Raw genomic sequence first — 25,165 nt, 5'->3', positions numbered from 1 at the left:
TGACTCAAGCAAAATCCCAATTTCTTAATTACGAATTACTCTTTTGTGCCTTGCAAGCGCAAAAAATGCACCCCTCCTGATGCATCCCCAGCAACAACTCTCACACCATCGGGTGCAACAGCACAGCAATATATTCCCCCATCTCCGATGAAACTGACAATTACTTCCTCAGTTTGCCAATTCCAGATTTTGAGGGTGTTGTCCCAAGAACCAGAAATCACGTACTTGCCATCAGCACTCAGGGCAACTGCATATACATAGGAACTATGACTCGCTAAGGTACTCAGTTCTTGTCCTGTTTGCCAATTCCAGACTTTGAGGGTGTTGTCATTGGAACCAGAAATCGCGTATAAGCCATCAGCACTCAGGGTAACTGCATTTACTCCAGAACTATGACCCGCTAAGGTACGGAGTTCTTGTCCTGTTTGCCAATTCCAGACTTTGAGGGTTTTGTCATCGGAACCAGAAATCGCGTATAAGCCATCAGCACTCAGGGCAACTGCTTTTACTCCAGAACTATGACCCGCTAAGGTACGGAGTTCTTGTCCTGTTTGCCAATTCCAGACTTTGAGGGTTTTGTCATCGGAACCAGAAATCGCGTATAAGCCATCAGCACTCAGGGCAACTGCATTTACCGAGTCACTATGACCCACTAAGGTACGGAGTTCTTGTCCGGTTTGCCAATTCCAGACTTTGAGGGTTTTGTCCCAAGAACCAGAAATCGTGTATTTGCCATCAGCACTCAGGGCAACTGCATTTACCGAGTCACTATGACCCACTAAGGTACGGAGTTCTTGTCCTGTTTGCCAATCCCAGACTTTGAGGGTTTTGTCCCAAGAACCAGAAATCGTGTATTTGCCATCAGCACTCAGGGCAACTGCTCTTACCCAGTGACTATGACCTTTTAGGGTACGTAGTTGTTGCCCAGTTTGCCAATCCCAGACTTTGAGGGTGTAGTCACCGGAACCAGAAATCGTGTATTTGCCATCAGCACTCAGGGCAACTGCATTTACCCAGAAACTATGACCCGCTAAGGTACGCAGTTCTTGTCCTGTTTGCCAATTCCAGACTTTGAGGGTGTAGTCATCGCAACCGGAAATCACGTATTTGCCATCAGCACTCAGGGCAATTGCATTTACCCAGAAACTATGACCCGCTAAGGTACGCAGTTCTTGTCCTGTTTGCCAATTCCAGACTTTGAGGGTGGTGTCATTGGAACCAGAAATCGCGTATTTGCCATCTGGAGTCAGGGCAACTGCTTTTACCCAGCCACTATGACCCGCTAAGGTACGCAGTTCTTCCCCTGTTTGCCAATTCCAGACTTTGAGGGTGTTGTCATCGGAACCAGAAATCGCGTATTTGCCATCTGGGGTGAGGGCAACTGCATATACATAAGAACTATGACCCGCTAAGGTACGCAGTTCTTGTCCTGTTTGCCAATTCCAGACTTTAAGGGTTTTGTCAGAAGAACCAGAAATCACGTATTTGCCATCTGGAGTCAGGGCAACTGCTTTTACCCAGCCACTATGACCCGCTAAGGTACGCAGTTCTTCCCCTGTTTGCCAATTCCAGACTTTGAGGGTGGTGTCATGGGAACCTGAAATCGCGTATTTGCCATCTGGGTTGAGGGCGATCGCATTTACCAAGTTACTATGACCTGCGAGAGTCCGCAGTAGTTCGCCAGTTTTCCAATTCCAGACTTTGAGGGTGGTGTCATGGGAACCTGAAATCGCGTATTTGCCATCTGGGGTGAAGACAACTGCATTTACCGAATCACTATGACCCACCAAGGTACGTACTAAGAAGCCGCCAGGAGGAGTTAAGCTTGCTGTTTGCGGAAGCAAGCAAGGAGTTTTACTTTGCTGTGCCTGGTTTAACAATCTTTGAATTTCTTCTCTTGCAAAACCCAGCAACCGCCCTAATAATTGCCCCGCCAATTGCTGTTTATCCTCATTTAAAACATGTGCCGACAGTCGCAATGCACCTTGAATTAACTGTAAATTCTCATCCTCCAGCAAAAAATCATAATCTGTTAGCAAAGCATTAATATTGATGGTCTCCAACTTCGCCTGCAACCAGCGAAAATCACCCAGCAGTTGTTGTAATTCTCCTTCCCTTCCCCCAGCCACCAAATGATAGGCTAAATTTTGCCAGATATAGCCGTCATCTTCTAAACTATGCCAGTCTTCGGGGTATTTTTCGCTGTAAGCATTTAACAGCCGATTGTGTAAAAACCCTATCCCCTCACTTTCCTTTGCTAAGGTGGTGTACTGCTTCCTAACATAATCAAACTGCAAGTCATGCAACCGCAAACTTCCCGCTTCATCCCGCAAAGCCAGAGATTTACTCACCAATTCATCAATGACATCTTGGCTATCAAACTCATCTAAGCCCAAGGGTTGCCAAAAAGTCTGCAAAACTGCTTCGGGTATGGGTGTATCTTCTGGAAATACTGCAAAATCTAAATACCTCTGTTGGCAATTCTCATCCAAAGCCGCCACACTAACGGCAATAGCCTTGAGTAAATCGGGATAAGGATAATCGGGAAACTGTTGTTTGATTTTCTCTAAATCAGCACTTTGCAATTTTTCTAAAATATTCTGCCAGCGATTTGGCGGTTTACCCCGCATCATCGCGCCAACCATCGCCAATGCTAAGGGCAAATATCCACATTCTCTCGCTACCTGCAAAGTAACATCGTTATGCGGGGTAGTTTGCAAAATTTCTGGTTGATTTGCCCAATCTGCCAAAAGTTCTAACGCCTGTTGTTTACCTAAAATTGCCAGCTGATACTCTTCCCCTCCCAACCCCGTGACTATCGCCCCATCACGAGTAGTAATTAACATCTGACAGCGTTCCCCCAACACATCAAACGCTGTTGCATCATCCAAACGCCAGATATCATCCAAAATCAGCAAGCAAGCTTTCTGTGCAAATAACTCCCGTAACTGCGCTTTCGCCAATCCCACCTCGGTAAAAGCCGCTTGCTTCTCACCCAACGCCGAAGCTAGATAGGATTGCCAAGTTAAAATCTGCGGCGTTTGTCCCAATGTTACCCACAACACCCCATCAGGAAACGCCTTTCTCACTTCTTCATCCCGCGCTAAGGCTGTAGCTAAGACTGTTTTACCAATTCCGCCCATCCCTTGTACACCTACACGCCGACTTTTCCCTGTAATCCCCACAGGTTGCTTTGTTGGTGATAATACTTTCTGTTTTAAGGGTGTAAGTTCTTCAGGACGGGGTAAAAAGTGCGGAGGGTATTCTGGAACGTTGGTAAGATTGCCTAAAGGTTGGTGAAGGGGGGTTAAATTGGTTTTTTTTTAAGTTCAGGAATCAACTCGCCAGATACGCCAGCTAACTGTATTGCATTCTTGGCAATATTAAAAGCAAACTCTACAGGCGCACCTTCATCATATTCGGGATTGTAAGCCAAAAGCCCATCGTAAAAACCCACCACAAACTCAACCGCAGCTTTATCCCCGATGCGATCGTTCATCCCAATCACATAATTAATCTGTTGTGAAATAGCTTCAGCTTGAACTTCCGAGTAACAAGCATTCAACAGCACACATTCTACTTGCTTAGAAAACTGTCCAAACAACCCAGCTAATGCTTCACCCGTAACTAGCTGTGATTTTCCTGTTTCATCCTCAAAAGCTAGTCCTTGTATCCCTGCGCCATGCCCAGAAAAATGGATAATATTTGGTCGATAATCCAAAATAGCGCGGCGAATATCCCTCGGACGTACTGCTAAATCATACCGTAAGTCAAAGTTCTCTCGATTGAGCGACCTTTGCAAGCCTTCCTTAATATCACGCAATTCTTGATCGAGACGCAATCGTGATGTATTGCTAGGATTTGCAGCTAATATCAGAATTTTCTGCGGTTTAACAGTCATTGCCAGGGTTGGGAAGGGCTGTTTTTAAGTATACATCTTGGGGAATGGGCATTGAGCATGGGGCATTGGGCATGGGACATGGGGAAGGGGTAATGGGTAATTGGTAATGGGTAATTTCTTCTTGTCTCCCTCATCTCCCTCATCTCCCTCATCTCCCTCATTTCCCTCATCTCCCTCATCTCCCTCATCTCCCTCATCTCCCTCATCTCCCTCATCTCCCCAGTCCCCAGTCCCCAGTCCCCAGTCCCCAGTCCCCAATTGACAACTATAAAAAGGAGAAAGGGGAAAAGCAGAAAGAGAAATCACCTTTCCCCTTTAACCTTTCCCCTTTCCCCTTTAACCTTACATATTTAGGCGGCGAAGTTATCAGCCGCAAAGTCCCAGTTAATTAATTGATCTAGGTAATTTTTGATAAATGCAGGACGGGCATTTCTGAAGTCGATGTAGTAGGCGTGTTCCCAAACATCTAGGGTTAAAATTGCCTTTTTACCATAGGCGAGAGGGTTCTCGGCATTTGGTGTTTTGATAACTTTTAAAGTACCACCATCATCAACCAACCAAGCCCATCCACTGCCAAACTGAGTTGCAGCAGCGTTAGAGAACTCTTCTTTGAACTTATCGTAGCTACCAAAATCTTTATCAATCTTGTCGGCTAGTGCGCCAGAAGGTTGTCCGCCACCTGCTGGTTTGAGTGAGTTCCAGAAAAAGGTGTGGTTCCACACTTGAGCCGCGTTGTTAAAGATTCCTGCCTTAGAAGCATCTTTAAAGGAAGTTGTGATTACTTCTTCTAAGGATTTATCAGCAAGTTCTGTACCATCAACTAACTTATTGAGGTTATCTACATAAGCTTTGTGGTGCTTACCATAGTGATACTCAAAAGTCTCACCTTTCATGCCATACGCCTCTAGTGCATTAAAGTCGTAGGGTAGGGGGGGCTGTGTAAATGCCATTGTGTGAAATCCTCTCTTTACCGTTTTCCAGTTTAAAGCTATTCAGATGTTTAGGAAATTACAGCTTTTATCTTCGTAAGTTTGATGTCCTAAATGTTGGAACATAAAACTTAACATGGTAATTTTACTACCAAACTGAAAATTAAAACTATAGATTTTTTACAATAGGTAAAATCAGCAATCCAATGGGTAAAAATGCAAAATTCACTAACTCACTATTAAGGGCACATCTAGAATTGACACGCTAATAGTGGGAGATGGGGCCTGATGCTGCTGGGCGAAAGTCAAAAGTCAAAAGTCAAAAGTTAAAAGTTAAAAAGACTAGATTGATAGGTGTTTAAGGTATTTTCATCTGGTTAGATATTTGTACTATGCTGCGCTGAATTTCGGTCTAGCCCTTCAGATGGTGGTTATTGCTGGCAAAGGAATATTAGTTGGGTTTTCACCTCAGTTTTAAATAGCCATGTTCAACCATTCTATTTAGCGCCACTTCTATGGCTAAAAACTTCTAGCCCTGGTAACATTAGTTCAATAATTTAAAATCTATCTTTAGCTAGATGAATTCATCTAGAAATCAATTTATATTCAAACATCACTAAATTTGACTGCTAGCGACATATTAATTTGCGATCGCAAAATTTTCGCAGACATGCATGTCTTCATCAATGGTTGGCTCTATATGAGCAAGTCGCAGCTAGGATTATTTTTCCCAGGTTTGTACGGTTTAGTTAAAAATTAGCGCTTGGAGACTGGCGACTAGGTACTGAAGAATAGCGTCTTTCGCAAATTGGTTGGGGTTGAAAACCTAAATCTCAATTTCAATCCCCAAATACCATTCCTCAGTTCCCAATCCCCAGCCCCCAATCCCAGGTGAATCAAAGAGATGACAACTGTGATATGCGTTGTTGGCAATAGTCAACGATTTTGGCAGTAACTTCAGATGCGCTAAGTCCATCAGTTTGGATTTCGATTGCATCTGCTGCTTTTTGCAAAGGTGAAACTTTGCGCGTACTATCTTTCCAGTCACGTTCGGCAATGTCCCGTTCTAACTGTTCTAGATTAACTTCCGGCAGATTTTGTTTTTTAAAGTCTTCCTGGCGGCGACGCGCACGTTCAGTTACAGAGGCGGTTAAAAAGATTTTGACTTCTGCATCGGGGAAGACATGAGTTCCAATGTCTCTTCCTTCTGCAACTAAACCACCTCTTTTTCCCCAGCTTTGCTGTTGTTTGACTAAAGCTTTACGTACCGCAGTTTGTGCAGCGATAGCTGAGACTTTAGATGTTACCTCTACAGTGCGAATCACTGGGGTAACATTAGTCCCGTTAATCCAAACCTGCACAGGAGATTGTAAATCTTGGCTAGGAGTCAGTTGAATTTCACAAGAACTAGCTAATTCCGCGATCGCACATTCATCATCTATGGTAATACCTTGTTGCAACACCAACCAAGTAACAGCACGATACATAGATCCAGTATCAAGATACACCAGACCGAGTTTTGCCGCCACCTGTCGCGCCACAGTAGACTTACCTGCGCCGGCTGGGCCGTCAATAGCGATGATGGGTAGGCGATCGCTTAATAAAATATTGTCAATCAACCTTGTAGAACCAAGACGAGCTGCGATCGCGAGCATTCCTTCCTCCTTAACTTTAACTAACGACATCAATGTATTCGGCTCAACCAATTCAATATATTCCACTAACACATTAGTGACCATTGCTACTTCTTGGCGAACTGCCGCGATCAGCTCGTCGCTGTTGCGAACCCCCGCTTTAAAAGCAGCTTCAGCCTGCTGCAAGCCACGATATAAAACCGCCGCCTGCTGTTTTTCCGATGCACTCAAATACTGATTGCGAGAACTGAAGGCTAGACCCGACGCTTCGCGCAGCGTGGGACAAGCAACAATTTCTACCGGAAAATTCAAATCAGCTACTAACTGTCGAATAATTGCTAGTTGCTGACCATCCTTTTGGCCAAAGTAGGCTCGGTCAGGTTGTACCAAGTTAAAAAGCTTGGTCACAATCGTGGCCACACCTTGGAAATGACCTAGCCGAGAACCACCGCACAAGCCTGTTATCATAGCAGAAGGAGGGATTACTTGTGTAACCTTCGATTCTTGTATACTCTTCTGCGAAACTCCCATTTCTTCCGGAGTCGGAGCAAAAATTAAGTCCACCCCAGCTTGTTCGCACAGTTGCATGTCAAGCTCTAAAGTCCGGGGGTACTTGTTATAGTCTTCATTGGGAGAAAATTGCAGTGGATTGACAAAAATACTGACAATCACCGTAGAATTTTCTTGCCGCGCTCGTTGCATCAAGCTTAAATGACCTTGATGTAACCCTCCCATTGTTGGTACCAAACCGATAGCTGTCCGATCCCAGCTAGACATTTCATCTAGAACCAGATCATCTGGAACCAAACATTTACTTTCCAAGCGGCGTTGAGTTAAAAAGCAGCTTAAAGCTGCAACTGTTGTCAGCAGGCGCACAAAAAACCCCTAGTTTTTATCGATCCCTCCCCCGTTAGTTTATCTCTGAAACTGGGGGAAGATTTGTTCAACTAGGGGAATTTAAGTGATAGCGAATCGAAACGTAAAGAGTAAAGAGTTGAAAGTGGGTAGGAATTTTATAAAAAAGTATTAAGTTTCTAGAATTAGGGATCAAGACAAAGAGAACAAGGGAACTCTTCATACTTCAGCCTTAATCCCTTCAGCTTTTCTTATCTGCCTAATACTTCAATTCTCACGGGTGCAACACCACTACCCATCATTCCTAAAATCCGCGCCGCACCAGCAGACAGGTCAATAATTCGACCCCGAATATATGGGCCACGGTCAGTAATAGACACCACTACAGAACGACCATTGCGGGTGTTAGTTACACGTACTCTTGTACCAAACGGCAAGCTACGATGGGCAGCAGTCATGCCTTCGGGATGAAACCTCTTACCACTAGCAGTGCGGCTGCCAGAGCCATCGTAACCATACCACGAAGCAATGCCACTTAGGGTAATTCGCACTGGGCCAATGGCAACTTGCTGTGGCAACTTGGGTAATGATAATGGCGAACGAGTTGGTAAATTTGCAATTTCGCTGATGGGAGATGCATTGCCCATGAGTCTCCGCATCCGGTTAGTGGCTTGCAATGCATCTTGTGCTAAATCGTTGGTGGAATTTGCTAGGCGGGTATTTTCATTGATTTCCACCAATTCTTCACCTTTGATTTTGATCGTATAGCGATCGCCTGCTTTTTGCAGATCGGAGGCACCTTTGTTCTGGCTTTGACTGGCGACTTTCCCTTCGCCGCCTCCTTTCCAGCTGACACTAATCTGACTGGCATCTACTCCGTCCCGCAGCAACTGGTTAATTTTTGTTGCTATTACACCAGCTCTTTCCACTGGGTCATCGTGAGTAGCGGTAATTTGGTTACCTACATCCGTCAAATTCCCATTACTTGCCACTTTGATTGTATTGCTAGCAAGAGGGGCGTAACCTTGTACGCCCCCAGGGTTGTCAATTACTCCAACCTTGCTCTCACTACTCTCGGCTGATAAAGAACTCAGAAAGGTAATAACAGGAATATTTCGGATAAAAAGGGTTGCCGCCTTACGACCTGCAATGCTGTGAGGATGAATTTCTGTAATCACAGCATCAGAGGTTGGTTTCTCTGCTGAGGATTGGTACTCTCCTACTTTGACAACCTCACCTGCTGGCGATGGTTGAGAAGCAAGAGCATCTCCCTTAGTGGTTTGAGTGCGTCCAACTGAGGGCATCCCTAAAACAGTTAGAAACACGGCGACAATAGTCCAAAAATGTCTTTGATTCATGCGTCCGATTTTAAAGCGACTGTAGAACAGAGGTTTCACGGTTCGTGGGATTATGCACCAGTAAAAGTGTTGTTCCCTTCAACTCGAACTCGTTCCGCTTTCACTTTTCTGTTTTGTAACTGCAACAGACTAACACGAACCTTTGAGCTTGGGGATCAGGGTTTTAGCGTAAGTCTTGGTAACTTTAGCAAAATTAGATCTTATTTTCAAGGCTCAAAGCTTTCTCAAATGCGGATTTCGGCTATGTAACGTTTTTTTTGATAAGTAAAACTTTTCTTATGAAAAATTAACATTTTCGTGAGTAGAAATTGAGCTAGAACTGCCAAATTTTTCACCCAATATTGCTTATATATGTAGCTTTTCGCTCCTTCGAGATTGACGCAAAACATTAGCTGAAAATCTATAACTAATTATTTTAAAATTTGCGAATATATACTTATAAGACTTAAGTTAATTTAATTTTTATAAATCTTCAGATTTGTTTTGTAACAAGAATTACAGAATAAAAAATATAAACCTCACATTAACTTCATAATAAATTAAAAAGTTATTTTTGTTACATATCTCCTGATAAGGATAAATTCATTGTCAGTTAAACAGAAGTTATATAATTAACTTTAGCTTTTAGACCGACTCAGCATAAATACTCTAAAAAGTTTGTTGTATAATATGTGACATACTTATAATTAAGTAATTTCAAAAGAGACTCAAGCCATCAGTAGCCGTCATCAAATACATATATCAGCAGCGATAAACAGGCTTAAAGCATAGGTCACAGAAGATGGTATCTATTTGTGTTTGGGGACTGGGGACTGGGGACTGGGGACTGGGGAATGGGGAATGGGGACTGGGGAATGGGTAATGGGTAATGAGTAATGAGTAATGAGTAATAATAATTTCCCCTTTCTCCCCTTCTCCGTTTCCCCCTTCCCCTTTCTCCCCTTATCCCCAATCCCCAACACATGAAAATAAAACCACATTTTTGCCTACAGTAGTTGATTGAGTATGATTTTTTAAAGCAAGCTGTAAGCCTCATGGCACACCAAGGAAGTTTAGAAATAGTCGCATCGCCATTTCCCGATGTTCTTCAGGAATTGCATTCCAAGTACAAGTCGCTGCGAGACGGTCTAGTAGCCAACTACATTCCAGAACTAGCAAAGGTAAATCCTGACTTGTTTAGCATTTGCATTGTGACGGTAGATGGTCAGGTTTACGAAGTTGGCGATTACGAGCAACTATTTACCATTCAGTCAATTTCTAAGGTCTTTGCTTACGGATTGGCCCTTGAGGATCATGGACGAGATTATGTCTTGACTAGGGTTGGTGTAGAACCGACAGGAGATGCATTCAACGCCATTATCCTTGATGAGCAATCCAATCGACCATTAAATCCAATGGTAAATGCAGGTGCGATCGCCACTACTAGTTTAATCAAAGGTGCTGGTGCTACCGAACGCCTTAACCGGATGCTGGATATGTTTAGAAGATACATCGGTCATGATGTATTCGTTGATATTTCTGTATTTACTTCTGAACGCAGCACCGGACATCGCAACCGCGCTATGGCTCATCTCATGCTCAACTTTGGCATGATTGACCAAAATATTGAAGAGTCCTTAGATTTATACTTTCAGCAGTGTGCGGTGATGGTCAATTGCCGTGATTTGGCAGTGATGGCAGCAACTTTAGCCAACAGAGGCATTAACCCCATTACTCAGGAACAGGCAGTAAAAAGTTGTTACATAAAAGACATTTTGAGCGTTATGTACACCTGTGGGATGTATAATTTTGCTGGTGAGTGGGCTTATAAAATCGGTATTCCTGCGAAAAGCGGTGTTTGTGGCGGAATCTTGGCTGTTGTTCCCAACCAAATGGGAATTGCGGTCTTTTCTCCACCGTTAGATGTGCGAGGTAACAGCGTGCGCGGGGTTAAGGTATGCGAAGAACTTTCCCAGCAACTAGGCTTACATCTATTTGAATGTTCTAGTAAGGGTTCAAAGTTTGGTGAAACTTTCTGTCAGCCACCTGCAACAGCATGATGGTTAATTGACAATCCAAAAGGTAGCATTTACAACTAAGCCAAAATATCCATTTTCCCAATTTTATGTTTAGGATAAAATGTCATGGCTGAAGAAAAGACCTACCTAGAGCTTTCTGAAGCAAATGGAGGTTCTCATAAATTTTATGAAGTCATCATCAAAGATACTGAAGTAACAATACGTTATGGTCGTATTGGCGACTCAGGGCAAACTCAGAGGAAAACTTACCCCACCCCAGACAAAGCTAAAGCCGAAGCCAACAAGAAGATTAAAGAAAAATTGGCGAAAGGTTACGAACCAGCCGTTATGGGTGTGCGTCAAAAGCGTTCGGTGACTAGACGCGCAGTTACCAGTACCACCTCGACAGCACAACAAGCGCCAATTCTCTGGAAATTTAACTCTAATTCCGCAGCCTTTGGCATTTTTATTGACGGTAATCGTTGCTGGGTGGGTAATCAAGCAGGTCAAGTTTTTGCGCTGAATCATCAAGGTCAAGTTATTAACCAGTTTAAGCTGCCTGATGGTGTGAAATGTCTAGTTGCTGATGATATCTGGATTTATGCTGGCTGCGATGATGGCAACGTCTACGACTTGACAGGGAAGTTACCTCGCGTTGCATATAATATTGATGAAAATGTCGATATCTTTTGGCTAGATATTAACAATGGCTTGTTAGCTGTTTCCGATGCTAACGGTGGTGTCACGACAATCGATCATGAAGATGAATCACAATGGACGCGTTTAAGTCAAGGTCAATCTGGCTGGATGGTACGTTGTGATGAAGCTGGTGTCTATCACGGTCACTCTCAAGGCGTGACTATGTATGATAATCAAGAAGGTCGGATGCTTTGGCATCAACAAACAGGTGGTGCTGTATTATTCGGTTGGCAAGAAACATCAGCCGTTTACGCAGGTGCAAGTGACCAAAAAATTTACTGTTTTAGCAAGCAAGGTAAAGCTGGCCCAGTTTACAAGTGCGACGCATCTGTTTATTCTTGTGCTACAGCCGCAGATGGTAAGTATGTGTTTGCTGGTGATAACAGTTCATCCATTTACTGTTTCAATGAATCGGGGGAACGCTTGTGGAAGCTTTCTACTGGCTGTGCTTCAGCATTATCGATGCAGTTTTTTGAGAATCACATCTATATAGTTACTACCGATGGTTCTCTAGCTTGTATAGATGCTAGTGAAGCTGCTATCCAAGCGGCTCAAGCAGGTACAATTCCCCAAGCAGCCATTATTAAAGCACCAAAAGGAGAAGGCGCAGCACCTTCTGCTGTTGTCGAAACTACAACAGATAGCAGCCAAGGGGTAATTGTTGAGTGCTTTAAAGAGGGAAATAAATTGAGAGTCCGCGTTATCTCGCCAGGGTACAATCCCAACTGGAAAGTACAATTCCCCAAAGATATTCGCCAAGAAGGACAACGTTATCTTGTAGAAGAAATCCGCGAGTCAGCTAGTGGTGGCTTCTACCGTGCATTTGGTGATATCAAAAAGTTAATCTAATTCTGTCAACAGTCAACAATCAACAGCCCTGATTACTAGTTATGCAATTTAGACGCGCATTAGCTTAGACAATCTCTTTGTTTTTGGGAAAGATTTTTCGCCAGTAAAGCCACATCTTCCTGGGGTAGTGAAGATGTGCTATAAAATGAGAGTTTGTGCTTTCGGGAAGTGTAGTCAAAAAAGATGGCAAATCTATCAGACTTTACAGGTAACTTACCTCGATGGAAGATGCTACCAGTGGCAGCAAAGACTACTGTACCAGCTGGGCCTAGACAAGATTTATAGTTAGCAGGTGATATGATCTGTTGCATAGTTTTATCTTGAATATAGCCATGATGATATTTAAGTAAGTGACTTACTGATTCTGTTACAGATATGGGGAGATATTGAAAAGGCCCGTTATCTTCATCCATATTATGTAGATAAACAATTATTTTCAGTACTTTTTTATCTTCTTTATCTATATGCCATAGCCTAGATTGTTGCTCTACTTGGTTGGCAATATCTCTACGAAAATATGCTCCATGATAGGCTACTGGTAAGCTCAGATAATTCTCGACTATATTAATTAAACGTTGTTCTACTCCCCAAAGAAAAATCTCTGGATGTGCCATGATTTGTTGGGAAGTTGCATGAATAGAGAATTCATTCCGATTAACTGGAATACTTTGTGGGATTTTATGCATCAGGTTTTCTGCTGCTTGAAACATGTTAGAACTCGATGATATTCCCAAATCTGCTAATGAAGTAATTACGACTCCTTCAGTATTGAGAGTGTCAACGATATTTTGATCAGTCGCAGAGATTAGTGGTAAATTTGCAATATGCATTTTTACTAAGTTTTGATACTCAATCTCTGCCTGATGCTGCAAAAATGGCAGATTATAGATATTTCTGAGAAATTTATTTTGTACCTTTTTAAACATGGTACTCATATATTTTTAGCGAGCTTAATATGTAAGCAAGATGATGATTTGGTTATGTATTGTATGTACCTTTTTCTTGGTTTGTCCAAGTATTTATCTCTGAATTCACAGAAAGTTTATAATAGCTTTATAAAATATTTTTACCAATTAGGATTAGTGGCATAGCTTAAAAATAAATTAAAGTTAGATATCTAACAATAAATATTTCCGTATGTAGATAAATATAGGATTGTCATTAGTTTTCAAATAACTTCTCAGTAAATTAAATTAAACAATGATAATACTTATCCCTCACCATCTCTTAGGAGATAAGATATGGTTAATCATAATTGGATCAATTTAAACACTACCTTTGGTTAGATATTTAGATATTAATTGAGTTGGATTTCATAAAATCTAGCAATTTGGACTAAAATATCAGCGTGTTATCATGGCAAATTAATAAGATTAAGTTCTCATGTAAAATAAATCTCTAAGATAATTAACAATCAAGCATCAATTAATAAAAATTCTTTGATAAAGAAATATAAACTGATAATTACGCTAAACCTAGAAATCAAGATACTATCTAAGCAAAGCTCGAAATCTCAGTAATCGTTATTGTGACTGCAAAATTGTGCATGAGCGAATTTTGCGGAGCCTGAGGAGGCATACATTATGCATAAACAGTGGAAGTGCGATCGCTAATTTAGCCCTAAGCTTACCCATTCGCCTCTAATCTTAAACTTTTAGCTTTTTTGTCAACTACCTAAAGATGGAAAAAATGGCTGATAAGTCTAGCCTTTAGCTAGTTGTTAAATTCAAGCGATCGCTAAAAAATGGTAAATATCAAAATAATGCGCTTTTTCGTCAATAAATACTAAACTCATGCTGCTGAAAAATGATGTAATTAAGCTTTTTCAAGTTAGTCAGACAACCTCAATACCTACTTTGTAGTTTCCAGACTCCGTTACTTAACCTAAATAAATTTAAGAATTTGTACTAATTCTCTTTATTTGGGAAACATCGCCAGATACTCTTAGCAGTCTTACTATTGCTGAGTTTGATCTGTAGTTCTGGAAAAGCTCAACTCTCATTACAGACTTAAATTTGCCTCTATCAGGCAAGCATTTAAAAATACATTAATGAAATGTAACGGTAGGTGGTTATAGAAAATTTACTATTTAACATTTCGCACTCGTAGTTTTAGCTCATAGGCAAACCCCAGCATCATCTCAAGATGTGTTTCTACTTCATTTCGCGTCCAGCACTTTCCAAGATTCAATCAGGAAATTGAGAAACGACTCTACTTGTTTTTGGAGGATATTTTCATGTTTAATTGGTTCCGTGCATCAGTAAAGAGCAGTTTCCTAGCTTTGGGAATCATCGCTGCTACATTAACTCCTATTGTTATTTCTATACCTGCTTCGGCTCAAAATACAGCTCCATCAACAGGTAAGACAACATCAGGTACTACGACATCAGGTATTACAGCACCAACTACTACAGCACAAGCAACAACAAGCTTGTCTGATGTGGGTTCAGATTACTGGGCGAGTCCATTTATTCAAGCCCTAGCGCAAAGAAACGTAATTGCAGGGTTTCCTGATGGTACTTTTAAGCCCAATCAGGCTGTGACTCGGGCTCAATTTGCAGCCATGATTCAAAAAGCCTTCAATCAAAATGCAGTACGGCAATTACCTGCTGGTGGATTTTCCGATGTTCCGGCTAACTTTTGGGCAGCAGATGCAATTCGGGTAGCCTACGAAACAGGCTTTATGTCAGGTTATCCAGGGAATGTATTTTTACCCAATCAACAAATTCCTCGGGTACAGGCGATCGTTGCAATCACAAGTGGTTTAGGTTTAACTAGTAACGATAATGCATCTAATGTATTGAACACTTACTATTCAGATGCCGCAGCAATTCCCAGTTATGCCGTCAACAATGTGGCAGCTGCAACACAAGCCAATATTGTAGTTAATTATCCAGAAGTTAAACAACTCAATCCACAACAATCTCTCACTCGTGCTGAAGCAGCAGCAATTTTGTATCAAGCTTTAGTCAGACAAGGACAAGCGCAACCTATAGCTAGTAACCTTCCTGCAGCTAGTTATATTGTTGCAGGTAGTACCACTAGCACTCCCCAACCTGGTGGCACTGATATCGTTTCTTTGGCTGCATCTAGCAGTTCTTTTACCACACTAACTTCTTTGTTAAAGACAGCAGGTTTAGCTGAGACTTTACAACAAGCAGGCCCCTATACAGTTTTTGCTCCTACCGATCAAGCATTTGCAGCTTTACCACCTGGGACTTTACAGCAATTACAGCAACCAGAAAATAGAGAAACATTGATTAAGCTGTTAAGATACCACGTGCTTCCCGGTCAATTAACCTCTAGCCAGCTGTCAACTGGTCAAGTTAAGACTATTGAAGATGACCCTGTAAATGTTCAAGTTGATGCTGCTAACAATCAAATTGCTGTGAATGGTGCAAGAGTCATTCAGGCAAATGTGCAAGCTAGCAATGGTGTGATCCATGCGATTAACCAAGTTCTCATTCCACCTAATCTGACTGGTCAGCAGCCAGGTGGCACTAATGGCGGCACCACTGGCGGCGGCACTACTGGCGGTGTAACACCTGGTAGAAGCACCCTTGGTGGCCCTAGCTATATAGGTGTTGCTGGTAACATTGGTTTGACAGGTACTAATGCTCTGAGCGTTGGTAATTTCTCAGTAATTAGCAAACTCGGCCTAACACGTAATATCTCAGTTAGACCATCAGCTATATTTGGGGATAATACCTTAGTGTTGGTTCCCATAACCTTAGATTTCAGACCACAAGCAGAACCAGTTACAGGACAGCAACGGTTCCCCATCGCTCCTTTTATAGGTGCTGGTGTAGCTATCGATACCTCAGGTGACACTGATATTGCTCCTCTGGTCACTGGTGGTATAGATGTTCCTTTAGGTTCTCGATTTACAGCCACAGGTTCTGTGAATGCAGCCTTTTTTGATGACACAAGTGTTGGTTTAACTTTAGGCGTTGGTTACAACTTCTAGTATTAATTGAAAATAAGTTATACCTGATGTGAAATAGCAACGTCTAAGGGTTGATAAATTGCCTCAAAACTATAGTTTTGGGGCAATTTATCATATTACAAAGGTGTAAATTATACATTTTGAAATAATAACCCGACAGATAGTTAGGGAACATCCAAAATCTATCGGCATAAGTAACCACGCAAAATTAATTACAGTCATTGCGAGCGCAGCAAAGCAATCTCAACCCTTGCGATTGCTTCATTACGCTCCGCTCCATTCGCAATGACATTGTGTAATTAATTTTGTTTAACTACTTATCAAATATCTTACAGGTGCCGTGCCCCTACCCATCTGTCGCGTTCTTTTTTCAAAATGGTATCAAAAATATTCTTTTTTCTGCTGCATTCTGCCTCGAAAATAATTAATTTGTAACTCCTGTAATTTAAAAATGCTGTATCTGTACATTCCAATACTTGTCGGTTAAGGGCAAAAGGGGAAGGGGAAAAGGGGGAAGAAAAAACCTTTAACCTTTACCATTTTACCTTTTCCCCAAACCAAATTCCAACTTAAAAATCCTTAACCGAGCAGTATTGCTGTACATTCTGGTTATGGGAATCTACTGTAAGTGATTTCCTCACTCACTCTCTTCTTGTGAGATTTTAAGCTGAGAAATGGGAATTTTAAGATGAGAAGCTATCAACAAAGACTAAATAACCACTCAGCATTTTATGTAGGAAACTATGAAAATTAGTCACAAATTAATTTTGGGTTTTGTGGGGATTGCATCTCTACAGGGATGGGATTGTCTATCAGTTACCAAATCATTACAGAATCACATGGTGGCAAACTAGAGTATGTCTCGACTCCAGGTGAAGGGACTGAGTTTATCATTCAGATTCCCAGTCACCAAAAAGTTCTGGCAACAGTTTAAATTTGTAGGAATAGTTTTTAGGAGGCAATCAATAGCAAAATTTTCAATTTACCTAGAGGGTATGTAGAAAAACTGACCGACTAAAGTAGCAATTTTATTTATATATTAACTGGATATTTTGTAACTAATAATACATTTGAAAATTATATTTACGAAGCATAGATAAAACTTATATAAAAAGATTAAGAAAATACAAATATTTTAAAGCTTATATTGAATGTTGCTAAGTTTACCAGTTAGAAGCTGAAAAGCGGGAATTTTACTATATGAGGCTGCTTCCAACACGGGATTGGCTTCTCAGCACTATTGGGTATGTAGCAAGAGATGAAAATTAGTCACAAATTAATTTTGGGGTTTCTGGGGATTGCATCTCTTACAGGAGGAATTGGTGCGATCGCAGTTCATCAGCAATCACAAACAGCTAAGTATCTTGCGCGACAAGAAGCTGAAGAAGTAGCCATGCTACTGGGGTATTTTACAAATCATGAGTTGGAAGACGCACAAGCGCGATCGCGCGCCGAAGTTTTATCTCATTTGCAAAACCATGTTCTAGAACTACACAAGCACCGCCAACGCGATTTAGAAATTGTAGACCGGAATAAAATTATTTTGGCAGATGTAGTTACTGAAGACATCGGCACAAAATTGGCAGGAGATCCTCACAATGAAGTCGGTCAAACTATTCAAGATGGTATAACGAGAACTTATATAGAAACTAATCCTGAGCATCCACAAGGTATCCATCTAATTACTGTGCCCTTTAAAAACAGTCGTGGTGAAACTGTTGGTGCTGTAATTTTGGAATATACACCACTATATCAAGCTGCAATGGCAACAGCACAAAATAGTATTGTGGCGACATCAATTATCAGTTTGATATGTGGTGTACTGGCATTAGCAGCAGGTTTACTAATCTCTAAAAACATCTCCAACCCAATTAAACAACTCCAGCAAGCTGTTTTAAATCTAGCTGAAGGCAAACTAGATACGAGAGTCACGATTCATTCCCAAGATGAAATTGGCGAGTTAGCTACTTCGTTCAACAAAATGGCTAACGATTTGCAAAAGTCTCGCTCTGAGTTGCTTGATGCTAACGAACAATTGCACAATGAGATTACTGAACGCCAGCAAGCAGAGATAGAACTTCAGCAGACTCTACAAAATTTACAAAAAACCCAAGCTCAATTAATTCAAACAGAAAAAATATCGAGTCTAGGACAATTAGTAGCAGGTATTGCTCACGAAATTAATAACCCAGTCAACTTTATTCAAGGCAATTTGATGCATATAGAAGAATATGCCGAAAACTTGATCGATTTTGTGAAACTATACCAAAAGCATTACCCCAATCCAGTTGTAGAAATTCAAGCTAAAGCTGAGAAAATTGAACTGGAATTTTTGCAACGAGACTTGTCAAAAATTATTACTTCCATGAATATGGGAACCTCACGGATTACCGAGATTGTGCGATCGCTTCGCAATTTTTCCCGGATGGATGAAGCTGAATATAAAGCTGTGGATATCCACGAGGGAATAGACAGCACTTTGTTAATCTTGCACCATCGTCTGCAAGCTAAAGGCAATTTACCAGAGATTGAGGTAATGCGAGAATACGGTAATTTACCTTTAATTGAATGTTATGCAGGACAACTCAACCAAGTATTCATGAATCTTTTGGCAAATGCAATTGATGCTGTAGAAGAAGCCAATATCAAGCGTAGGAATCAACAAATAAAAGACAATCCCAGCCGCATTACTATTCGTACATCCCTCATCGATTCACAGTGGGTACAAATTGCGATCGCAGACAACGGTATCGGTATACCAGAAACAGCACGTCACAATTTATTTAACCCTTTTTTTACTACTAAACCAGTCAATAAAGGTACTGGCATGGGATTATCTATCAGTTACCAAATCATCGCAGAGAAACATTGCGGCAAATTAGAGTATGTCTCTACTCCAGGTGAAGGAACTGAGTTTATCATTCAGATTCCTATTACCCCATGCATGAATACAGCGAAATGAAAAACTCCACCCACAAGGGGATGGAGTTTTTGGGCATGGGGAATCGGGCATGGGGCATGGCGAAGAAATTACCAATGCCCAATGACGGCAGTTGCTTTAAGCCGGGAAACCCGTCCAACGCACTGCCTCCCCAATGCCCCAAGCGGCGGGGCGGCTGTCCCTCTCCACCCACAAGGGGATGGAGTTTCCCGCCGCTTTCAATCAATTTTAGATTGCTGATTTGATACCAATTTGAAATGGGTAGGTAGGGGCACGGCACCAATCATACGTGTCAACTTAACGTGAAACCCTCTTGGTTGCAAGGTTTCGCCCTCACCCTGTGCCCCTCTCCCACAGGGAGAAGGGAGCAAGAGATTTAGTTCTCCTTCTCCAGGGGGAGAAGGGGTTAGGGGATGAGGGCGCGAGGTATTTGTACAACGCCTGCCCTATATCGCTTTTAGCTTAAGTTGACACCAATGGGCACCAATAAGATATTTGATATGCCAAAAGATTGTGGATGCCGTGCCCCTACAAAGAATTTATCATTTGAATTGGTATTACATAGAGACTAATTCTCAATCCACAATCTAAAATTCAAAATAGTATGAGATTGAATCCAAAATTTAAAATCTAAAATCTAAAATTCGGTCAACTGTCAACAAATTTCACTCCAAACCTAGGTAATTTTGTAGTACTTGACGCATCACATCTACAGGTACAGTTTCTTGCTGCAACCAGAGTTTTAAGGCTGCTGCACCTTGTTGTACAAGCATTTCCAAGCCATCAATGGCGATCGCACCTTGTTGTTGGGCGAGTTGGAGAAATTGCGTGGGTTTAGGTATATATATCAAATCGTAGGCGATCGCACTTGCTGGTAAATCAGCTATTTCTGCCGCACTTACAGGCGATTCATCTACTTTGGGATACATACCGATGGGTGTGGTATTAACTAACAAATTAGCTTGGGGAATTAGTTTTGTTAATTTATCCCATGTATGCACTTGCAAATTTGCAGCTACGGAGGAATCAGCCCAACTCTCGTAAAATTCGGCTAATCGCTGCTGATTGCGCCCTACAACATGAATTTCCGCAAAACCTAGCTGCTGACAACCTGCAACCACCGCCCGCGCTGCACCACCGTTACCTAAAATTACCGCCGTCTTTTGACTCCAATCTTGCTGATATGTGGTTTGCAACGGGGAGATAAAGCCTTCAATATCTGTGTTGGTACCTACCCATTGGTTATTTTGACGACTCACAGTATTAACTGCGCCAATAGCTTGGGCAATAGGAGTAATTTCTGCCAAGAGGGGCATTATTGCCTGTTTGTGAGGAATTGTTACACTAAAACCCACAACCCCAACAGCCGCAAAACCTGCGATCGCATCTGCTAAATTTTCTGGTGCGATAGGAAAGGGTAGATAAACATAATCTAATCCCAATTTCGCGATCGCAGCATTATGCATCACCGGCGACAGCGAGTGTTCCACCGGATGTCCAATTACCCCTAAAAGTTGAGTTTTTCCTGTAATATGCAACATATTCTAGCCGTCAGAGATAGGCTTCTTGGTTCCAATCTCAGAGCATTTTGACATAAATTGGGGCATGGGGCATTGGGCATGGGGCATGGGGTAATGAGTAATGAGTAATGAGTAATGAGTAATTGGTAATTGGTAATTGGTAATTGGTGTTGGTAATTTCTCCCTCATCCCCCTCATCCCCCTCATCCCCCTCATCTCCCTCATCCCCCTCATCTCCCTCATCCCCCTCATCCCCCTCATCTCCCTCATCTCCCTCATCCCCCTCATCTCCCTGCTAGAGGTTTTCAATTGAAATACCTAGACTTCAAACTGGGGACTTTGACGTTAGCGTGGAATGAGTGCAGTATTTCCATGAGGATATTTTGGCTACTGCGTTCTGGTTCATTCTTGCGGGGGTGGCGTTGGATGTAAGAACCGTTTGATTGCAGTTCCCAAGCTTGGCGATTATCTGCCAGCATGATTTCTAAAATGTCTTGTAAGGTTTGGGATATTTTGGCATCTTCAATTGGGGTGACGGCTTCTACACGGCGATCTAAATTGCGGGGCATCCAATCGGCGCTGCCGATGTATACTTCATCTTGTCCATTGTTGTTGAAATGGAAGATGCGCGAATGTTCTAGAAAGCGCCCGATAATGCTAATCACCCGGATATTCTCGCTAATTTCTGGTAAACCTGGACGTAGGCAGCAAGTACCGCGCACAATTAAGTCAATTTGGACTCCGGCGGCTGAGGCGGCGTAGAGGGTAGTAATGATTTGCGGATCAACTAGTGCATTCATTTTGGCAATGATTCGCCCTGGGTTGCCGTTTTGACAATGTTCAATTTCCCGGCGAATCAATTCAATCATGCGATCGCGCATACTAATTGGTGATACTAGCAGCTTGCGGTAAGAATGCTGATGGGCATAGCCTGTTAAATAATTAAATAAGTCAGTTAAATCTGCACCTAAGTCTTTGCGACAACTGAATAGTCCTAAATCGGTGTATAACTTCGCTGTTTTGGGGTTATAGTTACCAGTGCCGATATGCACATAGCGAGAAATCTTGTCACCTTCCCGGCGCACTACTAAGGCAATTTTGGTGTGAGTTTTTAATCCCACTAAGCCATAGACAACATGAACCCCAGATTTTTCTAATCTCTGTGCCCAAGTTATATTATTTTCTTCATCAAAACGGGCTTTTAATTCTACTAACACGACGACTTGTTTACCACTTTCCGCCGCCGCCATTAAGGAGTGGAAAATTTGCGAATCGCCAGAAGAACGATAAAGTGTCATTTTAATGGCTAGTACATGGGCATCGCGGGCAGCTTGGGCGATAAACTGCTCTACGGAGGCGCTAAAGGATTCGTAGGGATGATGTACTAATAAATCATTTTGCTGAATGATTGAGAAAATATTTTCTCTACCTTCACTTTTCTGTGATTTTTCTATAGCAGTGGATTGATTGAAGGCACGTAATTTTGTAGGAATTACAGGTGTCCAAGGTGGATCTTTGAGTTCGGGTAATGGCAAAGCCATGAAGGACATTAAATCTTTCAAATTCAATAGCCCATCGATTTCATAAATGTCAGCTTCTGTTAATTCCAATTCTGGGAATAACATTTGGCGCATAAACTGAGGCATGGATTTTTGAATTTCTAGCCTGACTCCACAACCGCGAAACTGTCGCCCACGTAATTCTTGCTGAATGGCTAAGAGTAAATCATCAGCTTCCTCTTCTGCTACTGCTAAATCTGCTTTACGAGTCAGGCGAAACTGATGATATTCGTTGACAATCATGTCTGGAAATAAGGCTTCTAAATTGTGCGCTACTACCTGTTCAATGGGCACACCTATCCAATGATTTGGTTTGTCATTCTGCGCTTGTAAATCATGAGGTAATTCAATAAATCGTGGCAGAATATCGGGGACTTTGACTCTGGCAAATTTTTCTTTTTTGGAAACTGGATCTGTTACCACCACTGCCAAATTCAGGCTGAGATTTGCAATCAAGGGGAAGGGATGGCTGGGATCTACGGCTAAGGGTGTCAGCACTGGAAAAATTTGCCGTTGAAACAAATCTTGTAGGTAAGTGCGCTGTTCTAAGGTGATATCTGTGTAATTGAGCAGATGAATACCTTCTTCTGCCATTTCTTTTCGCAACACCTTCTCAAAGTACTCGTGTTGCTGGATTACCATCGGGCGGAGAACTTGTGCGATCGCATCTAATTGTTCTTGAGGAGTCCGTCCATCGGGAGTGCGTTTACTTACCTGCGCTTGGACTTGTTCTTTGAGAATTGCCACGCGCACCATGAAATATTCATCTAAATTGGAACTGAAGATAGAGGTAAACTTCAGTTTTTCTAATAATGGTGTCCGCCGATCCAATGCCTCATGCAAAACCCGCCGATTGAATTCCAACCAACTAAGTTCACGATTAAAGTAATACTGTGCATCACTTATTTTAATCACTTTGTTTATCGGTTTGGCTTGGGTCATATCCATTTTTCATTTATTTAAAGGAAATTCAATGGAACACAAATACCGATACTCTATTTAAATTAATAAGATAAAATGGCTACCTAGTCTGTTGCTTTACTGGACATTTTATCTTAGTCAATTGATTAAACTTCCATTAGATTAAATAATTTACATGAGTTTTATTAAGATTACTTTAAGGCAGCTAATTTAGTATTAATCTATATTAGATACAAAGCAAATATATGATTAACATCCTTCCTTGGTAAGGTATTCAGGGAATAGTCAGATTATTTTTCTTCAACTTATCTCGTTAATTGCTTTGCAATCAGCATCTGTTTTACCTTCAGGAAAATCAAGAAAAATTCAACTATTTTTTACTTATTTACTAGAGTAATTTTGCTTAATTACTTTTTAACTTAACATCACCCCATAGCTTCTTATTTATATGTTAACAAAAGATTAATTTTGAGTTAAGAAAACTTTAATACTACAATTTGAGATAGTAATGTAAGGTTTTTAACCACATAAAATTTTATGCGGTTAAAATCATTTTTATTTGATACATGAGACAATTCAAAATCCTCAGTCTATTAGTTAATTTAAGAAAATCACTGAGTTTATTTTGGCTAAAAGTAATACTAAATAAAAATTTTAACCTAATTATTACTTAATCATTAATAGTAGTTCCACTAGTATTAAATTTCACATTTAACTGCGATAGATTCTGCTTTGATTGCTGAAATATACCTAGGGTGGAATCAATACAGTTCGGTTAAGGGGGAAAGGGATTGAATTCATCCTTACCCTTTTCTCAAATCACGAGGGAGATGCAAAATACTTATCCGAACCCTATTGAGGGTGGAATGGTATTTATACCAACTCAAATAATGTTTGCGACACATCAATATACTCTAGGGGGTAAGGCAGTGCCCAGAGGTGTCGCTTGGTTGCAAGGTTTCGCCCTCACCCCCAGCCCCTCTCCCACAGGGAGAAGGGAGCAAGAGATTTAGTTCCCCTTCTCCTGCGGGAGAAGGGGTTAGGGGATGAGGGCGCGAGGTATTTGTACAACACGCGCCCTCTATCGCTTTTAGCTGAAGTTCATTGGTGTCAACTGAACGTGAAACCCTCTTGGTTGCAAGATTTCGCCCTCACCCCCAGCCCCTCTCCCACAGGGAGAAGGGAGCAAGAGATTTAGTTCCCCTTCTCCTGCGGGAGAAGGGGGTTAGGGGATGAGGGCGCGAGGTATTTGTACAACGCCCGCCCTATATCGCTTTTAGCTGAAGTTCATTGGTGTCAACTGAACGTGAAACCCGCTCTTGTGCAAGGTTTCGCCCTCACCCCCAGCCCCTCTCCCACAGGGAGAAGGGAGCAAGAGATTTGATTTAGTTCCCCTTCTCCCCCAGGAGAAGGGGTTAGGGGATGAGGGCGCGAGGTATTTGTACAACGCCCACCCTATATCGCTTTTAGCTGAAGTTGACACCTGTGGGCAGTGCCTCGCCCCTACAATCTGTCGCATTCTTTTTTCAAATTGGCATTACTTAAGCAAAAGTTGCAGCTCAGATACCCGACTTTTTGAAAAAGTCGGGTATCTAAATCTCGCTAAAGTACGTGAAATTCAACCCTACTGCTAATTTTCAAGTTTTTATCCCCGTGAGGGGTGAAGGAATTAAAACTATCGCTCTCACGCAGCAAAGTACCACCCCAAAAAATTTAGGTTTCCATCCCCGTGAGGGGTGAAGGAATTAAAACCGAAGATTGCGAAAAGAAAGCAATCTTTGTTTTTCAAAGTTTCCATCCCCGTGAGGGGTGAAGGAATTAAAACCCTAGCATTTTCAAAGCCTGATACAGAGAGGGTTAGAGATAGCCATTTTAGCGGGGGGTCTAATTAACCTGTCAATAAGCTGAAATTATTGAGAATAAACCACTAGTAGAGGCTATTCAAAACCTTACTGGGTAAGCTTTTCGCGGGTGTCAACGAAAGAATCAGGGTTTCAGAGATTAGCCTACCCCCGCGAAAAATTTGCGTACACCAAGCTAAAATAGGTACTTTGCA

15 protein-coding genes and 1 pseudogene are annotated in these 25,165 nt (G+C 41.8%); 6 read left to right on the top strand and 10 right to left on the bottom strand.

What is annotated here, in order from left to right:
- Positions 1-35: 35 nt before the first annotated feature.
- From HGR01_RS19845 to HGR01_RS19820, 6 genes are all read right to left on the bottom strand, one after another.
- Positions 36-3,185, bottom strand: a complete 3,150-nt coding sequence (locus HGR01_RS19845) for an NB-ARC domain-containing protein (protein ID WP_155539275.1) — start codon at positions 3,183-3,185, stop codon at positions 36-38.
- A gap of 122 nt (positions 3,186-3,307) precedes the next feature.
- On the bottom strand, positions 3,308-3,901 hold the full coding sequence (locus HGR01_RS19840; protein ID WP_045870759.1) for a CHAT domain-containing protein: 594 nt from the start codon (positions 3,899-3,901) through the stop codon (positions 3,308-3,310).
- 24 nt (positions 3,902-3,925) lie between these two features.
- A complete protein-coding gene (locus HGR01_RS19835; protein ID WP_210403097.1) occupies positions 3,926-4,159 on the bottom strand; it encodes a hypothetical protein in 234 nt (77 codons plus the stop codon).
- Positions 4,160-4,251: 92 nt separating this feature from the next.
- Positions 4,252-4,851: a superoxide dismutase gene (locus HGR01_RS19830; RefSeq protein WP_045870760.1), complete on the bottom strand. Its 600-nt coding sequence runs from the start codon at positions 4,849-4,851 to the stop codon at positions 4,252-4,254.
- A gap of 875 nt (positions 4,852-5,726) precedes the next feature.
- Positions 5,727-7,340, bottom strand: a complete 1,614-nt coding sequence (locus HGR01_RS19825) for a bifunctional pantoate--beta-alanine ligase/(d)CMP kinase (RefSeq protein ID WP_045870761.1) — start codon at positions 7,338-7,340, stop codon at positions 5,727-5,729.
- A gap of 230 nt (positions 7,341-7,570) precedes the next feature.
- Positions 7,571-8,677, bottom strand: coding sequence for a septal ring lytic transglycosylase RlpA family protein (locus tag HGR01_RS19820; RefSeq protein WP_045870762.1), 1,107 nt, complete (start codon positions 8,675-8,677; stop codon positions 7,571-7,573).
- A gap of 1,034 nt (positions 8,678-9,711) precedes the next feature.
- Between HGR01_RS19820 and glsA the strand changes: the two genes are divergently transcribed.
- Both glsA and HGR01_RS19810 read left to right on the top strand, forming a co-directional pair.
- Complete coding sequence (gene glsA / locus HGR01_RS19815) at positions 9,712-10,716, top strand: glutaminase A (protein WP_045870763.1); 1,005 nt, start codon at positions 9,712-9,714, stop codon at positions 10,714-10,716.
- Positions 10,717-10,800: 84 nt separating this feature from the next.
- Positions 10,801-12,222, top strand: a complete 1,422-nt coding sequence (locus HGR01_RS19810) for a WGR domain-containing protein (protein WP_045870764.1) — start codon at positions 10,801-10,803, stop codon at positions 12,220-12,222.
- 59 nt (positions 12,223-12,281) lie between these two features.
- Here the strand turns inward: HGR01_RS19810 and HGR01_RS19805 are convergent, their stop codons facing one another.
- A complete protein-coding gene (locus HGR01_RS19805; RefSeq protein ID WP_045870765.1) occupies positions 12,282-13,157 on the bottom strand; it encodes a hypothetical protein in 876 nt (291 codons plus the stop codon).
- A 1,301-nt stretch (positions 13,158-14,458) separates the two neighbouring features.
- On the opposite strand from HGR01_RS19805, the gene HGR01_RS19800 reads away from it, so the two are divergent.
- The 4 genes and pseudogenes from HGR01_RS19800 (at position 14,459) to HGR01_RS19785 (ending at position 19,354) form a co-directional block, all read left to right on the top strand.
- Positions 14,459-16,189, top strand: coding sequence for a fasciclin domain-containing protein (locus tag HGR01_RS19800; protein WP_045870766.1), 1,731 nt, complete (start codon positions 14,459-14,461; stop codon positions 16,187-16,189).
- A 772-nt stretch (positions 16,190-16,961) separates the two neighbouring features.
- Positions 16,962-17,102 (top strand): annotated as a pseudogene (locus HGR01_RS19795) (ATP-binding protein); the annotation flags it as partial.
- Positions 17,103-17,426: 324 nt separating this feature from the next.
- Positions 17,427-19,130 (top strand): sensor histidine kinase, encoded by a 1,704-nt coding sequence (locus HGR01_RS19790; RefSeq protein ID WP_045870767.1) that lies wholly within the window; start codon positions 17,427-17,429, stop codon positions 19,128-19,130.
- Positions 19,127-19,354: a hypothetical protein gene (locus HGR01_RS19785; RefSeq protein WP_155539277.1), complete on the top strand. Its 228-nt coding sequence runs from the start codon at positions 19,127-19,129 to the stop codon at positions 19,352-19,354. The genes HGR01_RS19790 and HGR01_RS19785 overlap by 4 nt, the downstream gene beginning before the upstream one ends.
- 420 nt (positions 19,355-19,774) lie before the next feature.
- Here the strand turns inward: HGR01_RS19785 and HGR01_RS19780 are convergent, their stop codons facing one another.
- From HGR01_RS19780 to ppk1, 3 genes are all read right to left on the bottom strand, one after another.
- Complete coding sequence (locus HGR01_RS19780; RefSeq protein ID WP_045870768.1) at positions 19,775-20,650, bottom strand: shikimate dehydrogenase; 876 nt, start codon at positions 20,648-20,650, stop codon at positions 19,775-19,777.
- 3 nt (positions 20,651-20,653) lie between these two features.
- Positions 20,654-20,854 (bottom strand): hypothetical protein, encoded by a 201-nt coding sequence (locus tag HGR01_RS19775; RefSeq protein WP_264263032.1) that lies wholly within the window; start codon positions 20,852-20,854, stop codon positions 20,654-20,656.
- A gap of 80 nt (positions 20,855-20,934) precedes the next feature.
- Positions 20,935-23,130 (bottom strand): polyphosphate kinase 1, encoded by a 2,196-nt coding sequence (ppk1, locus tag HGR01_RS19770; protein ID WP_045870770.1) that lies wholly within the window; start codon positions 23,128-23,130, stop codon positions 20,935-20,937.
- Between the last annotated feature and the right edge of the window lie 2,035 nt (positions 23,131-25,165).

It is taken from the genome of Tolypothrix sp. PCC 7712 (assembly GCF_025860405.1).
GTDB classification, from domain to species: Bacteria; Cyanobacteriota; Cyanobacteriia; order Cyanobacteriales; family Nostocaceae; genus Aulosira; species Aulosira diplosiphon.
This window is presented reverse-complemented; position numbering and strand designations above follow the sequence as displayed.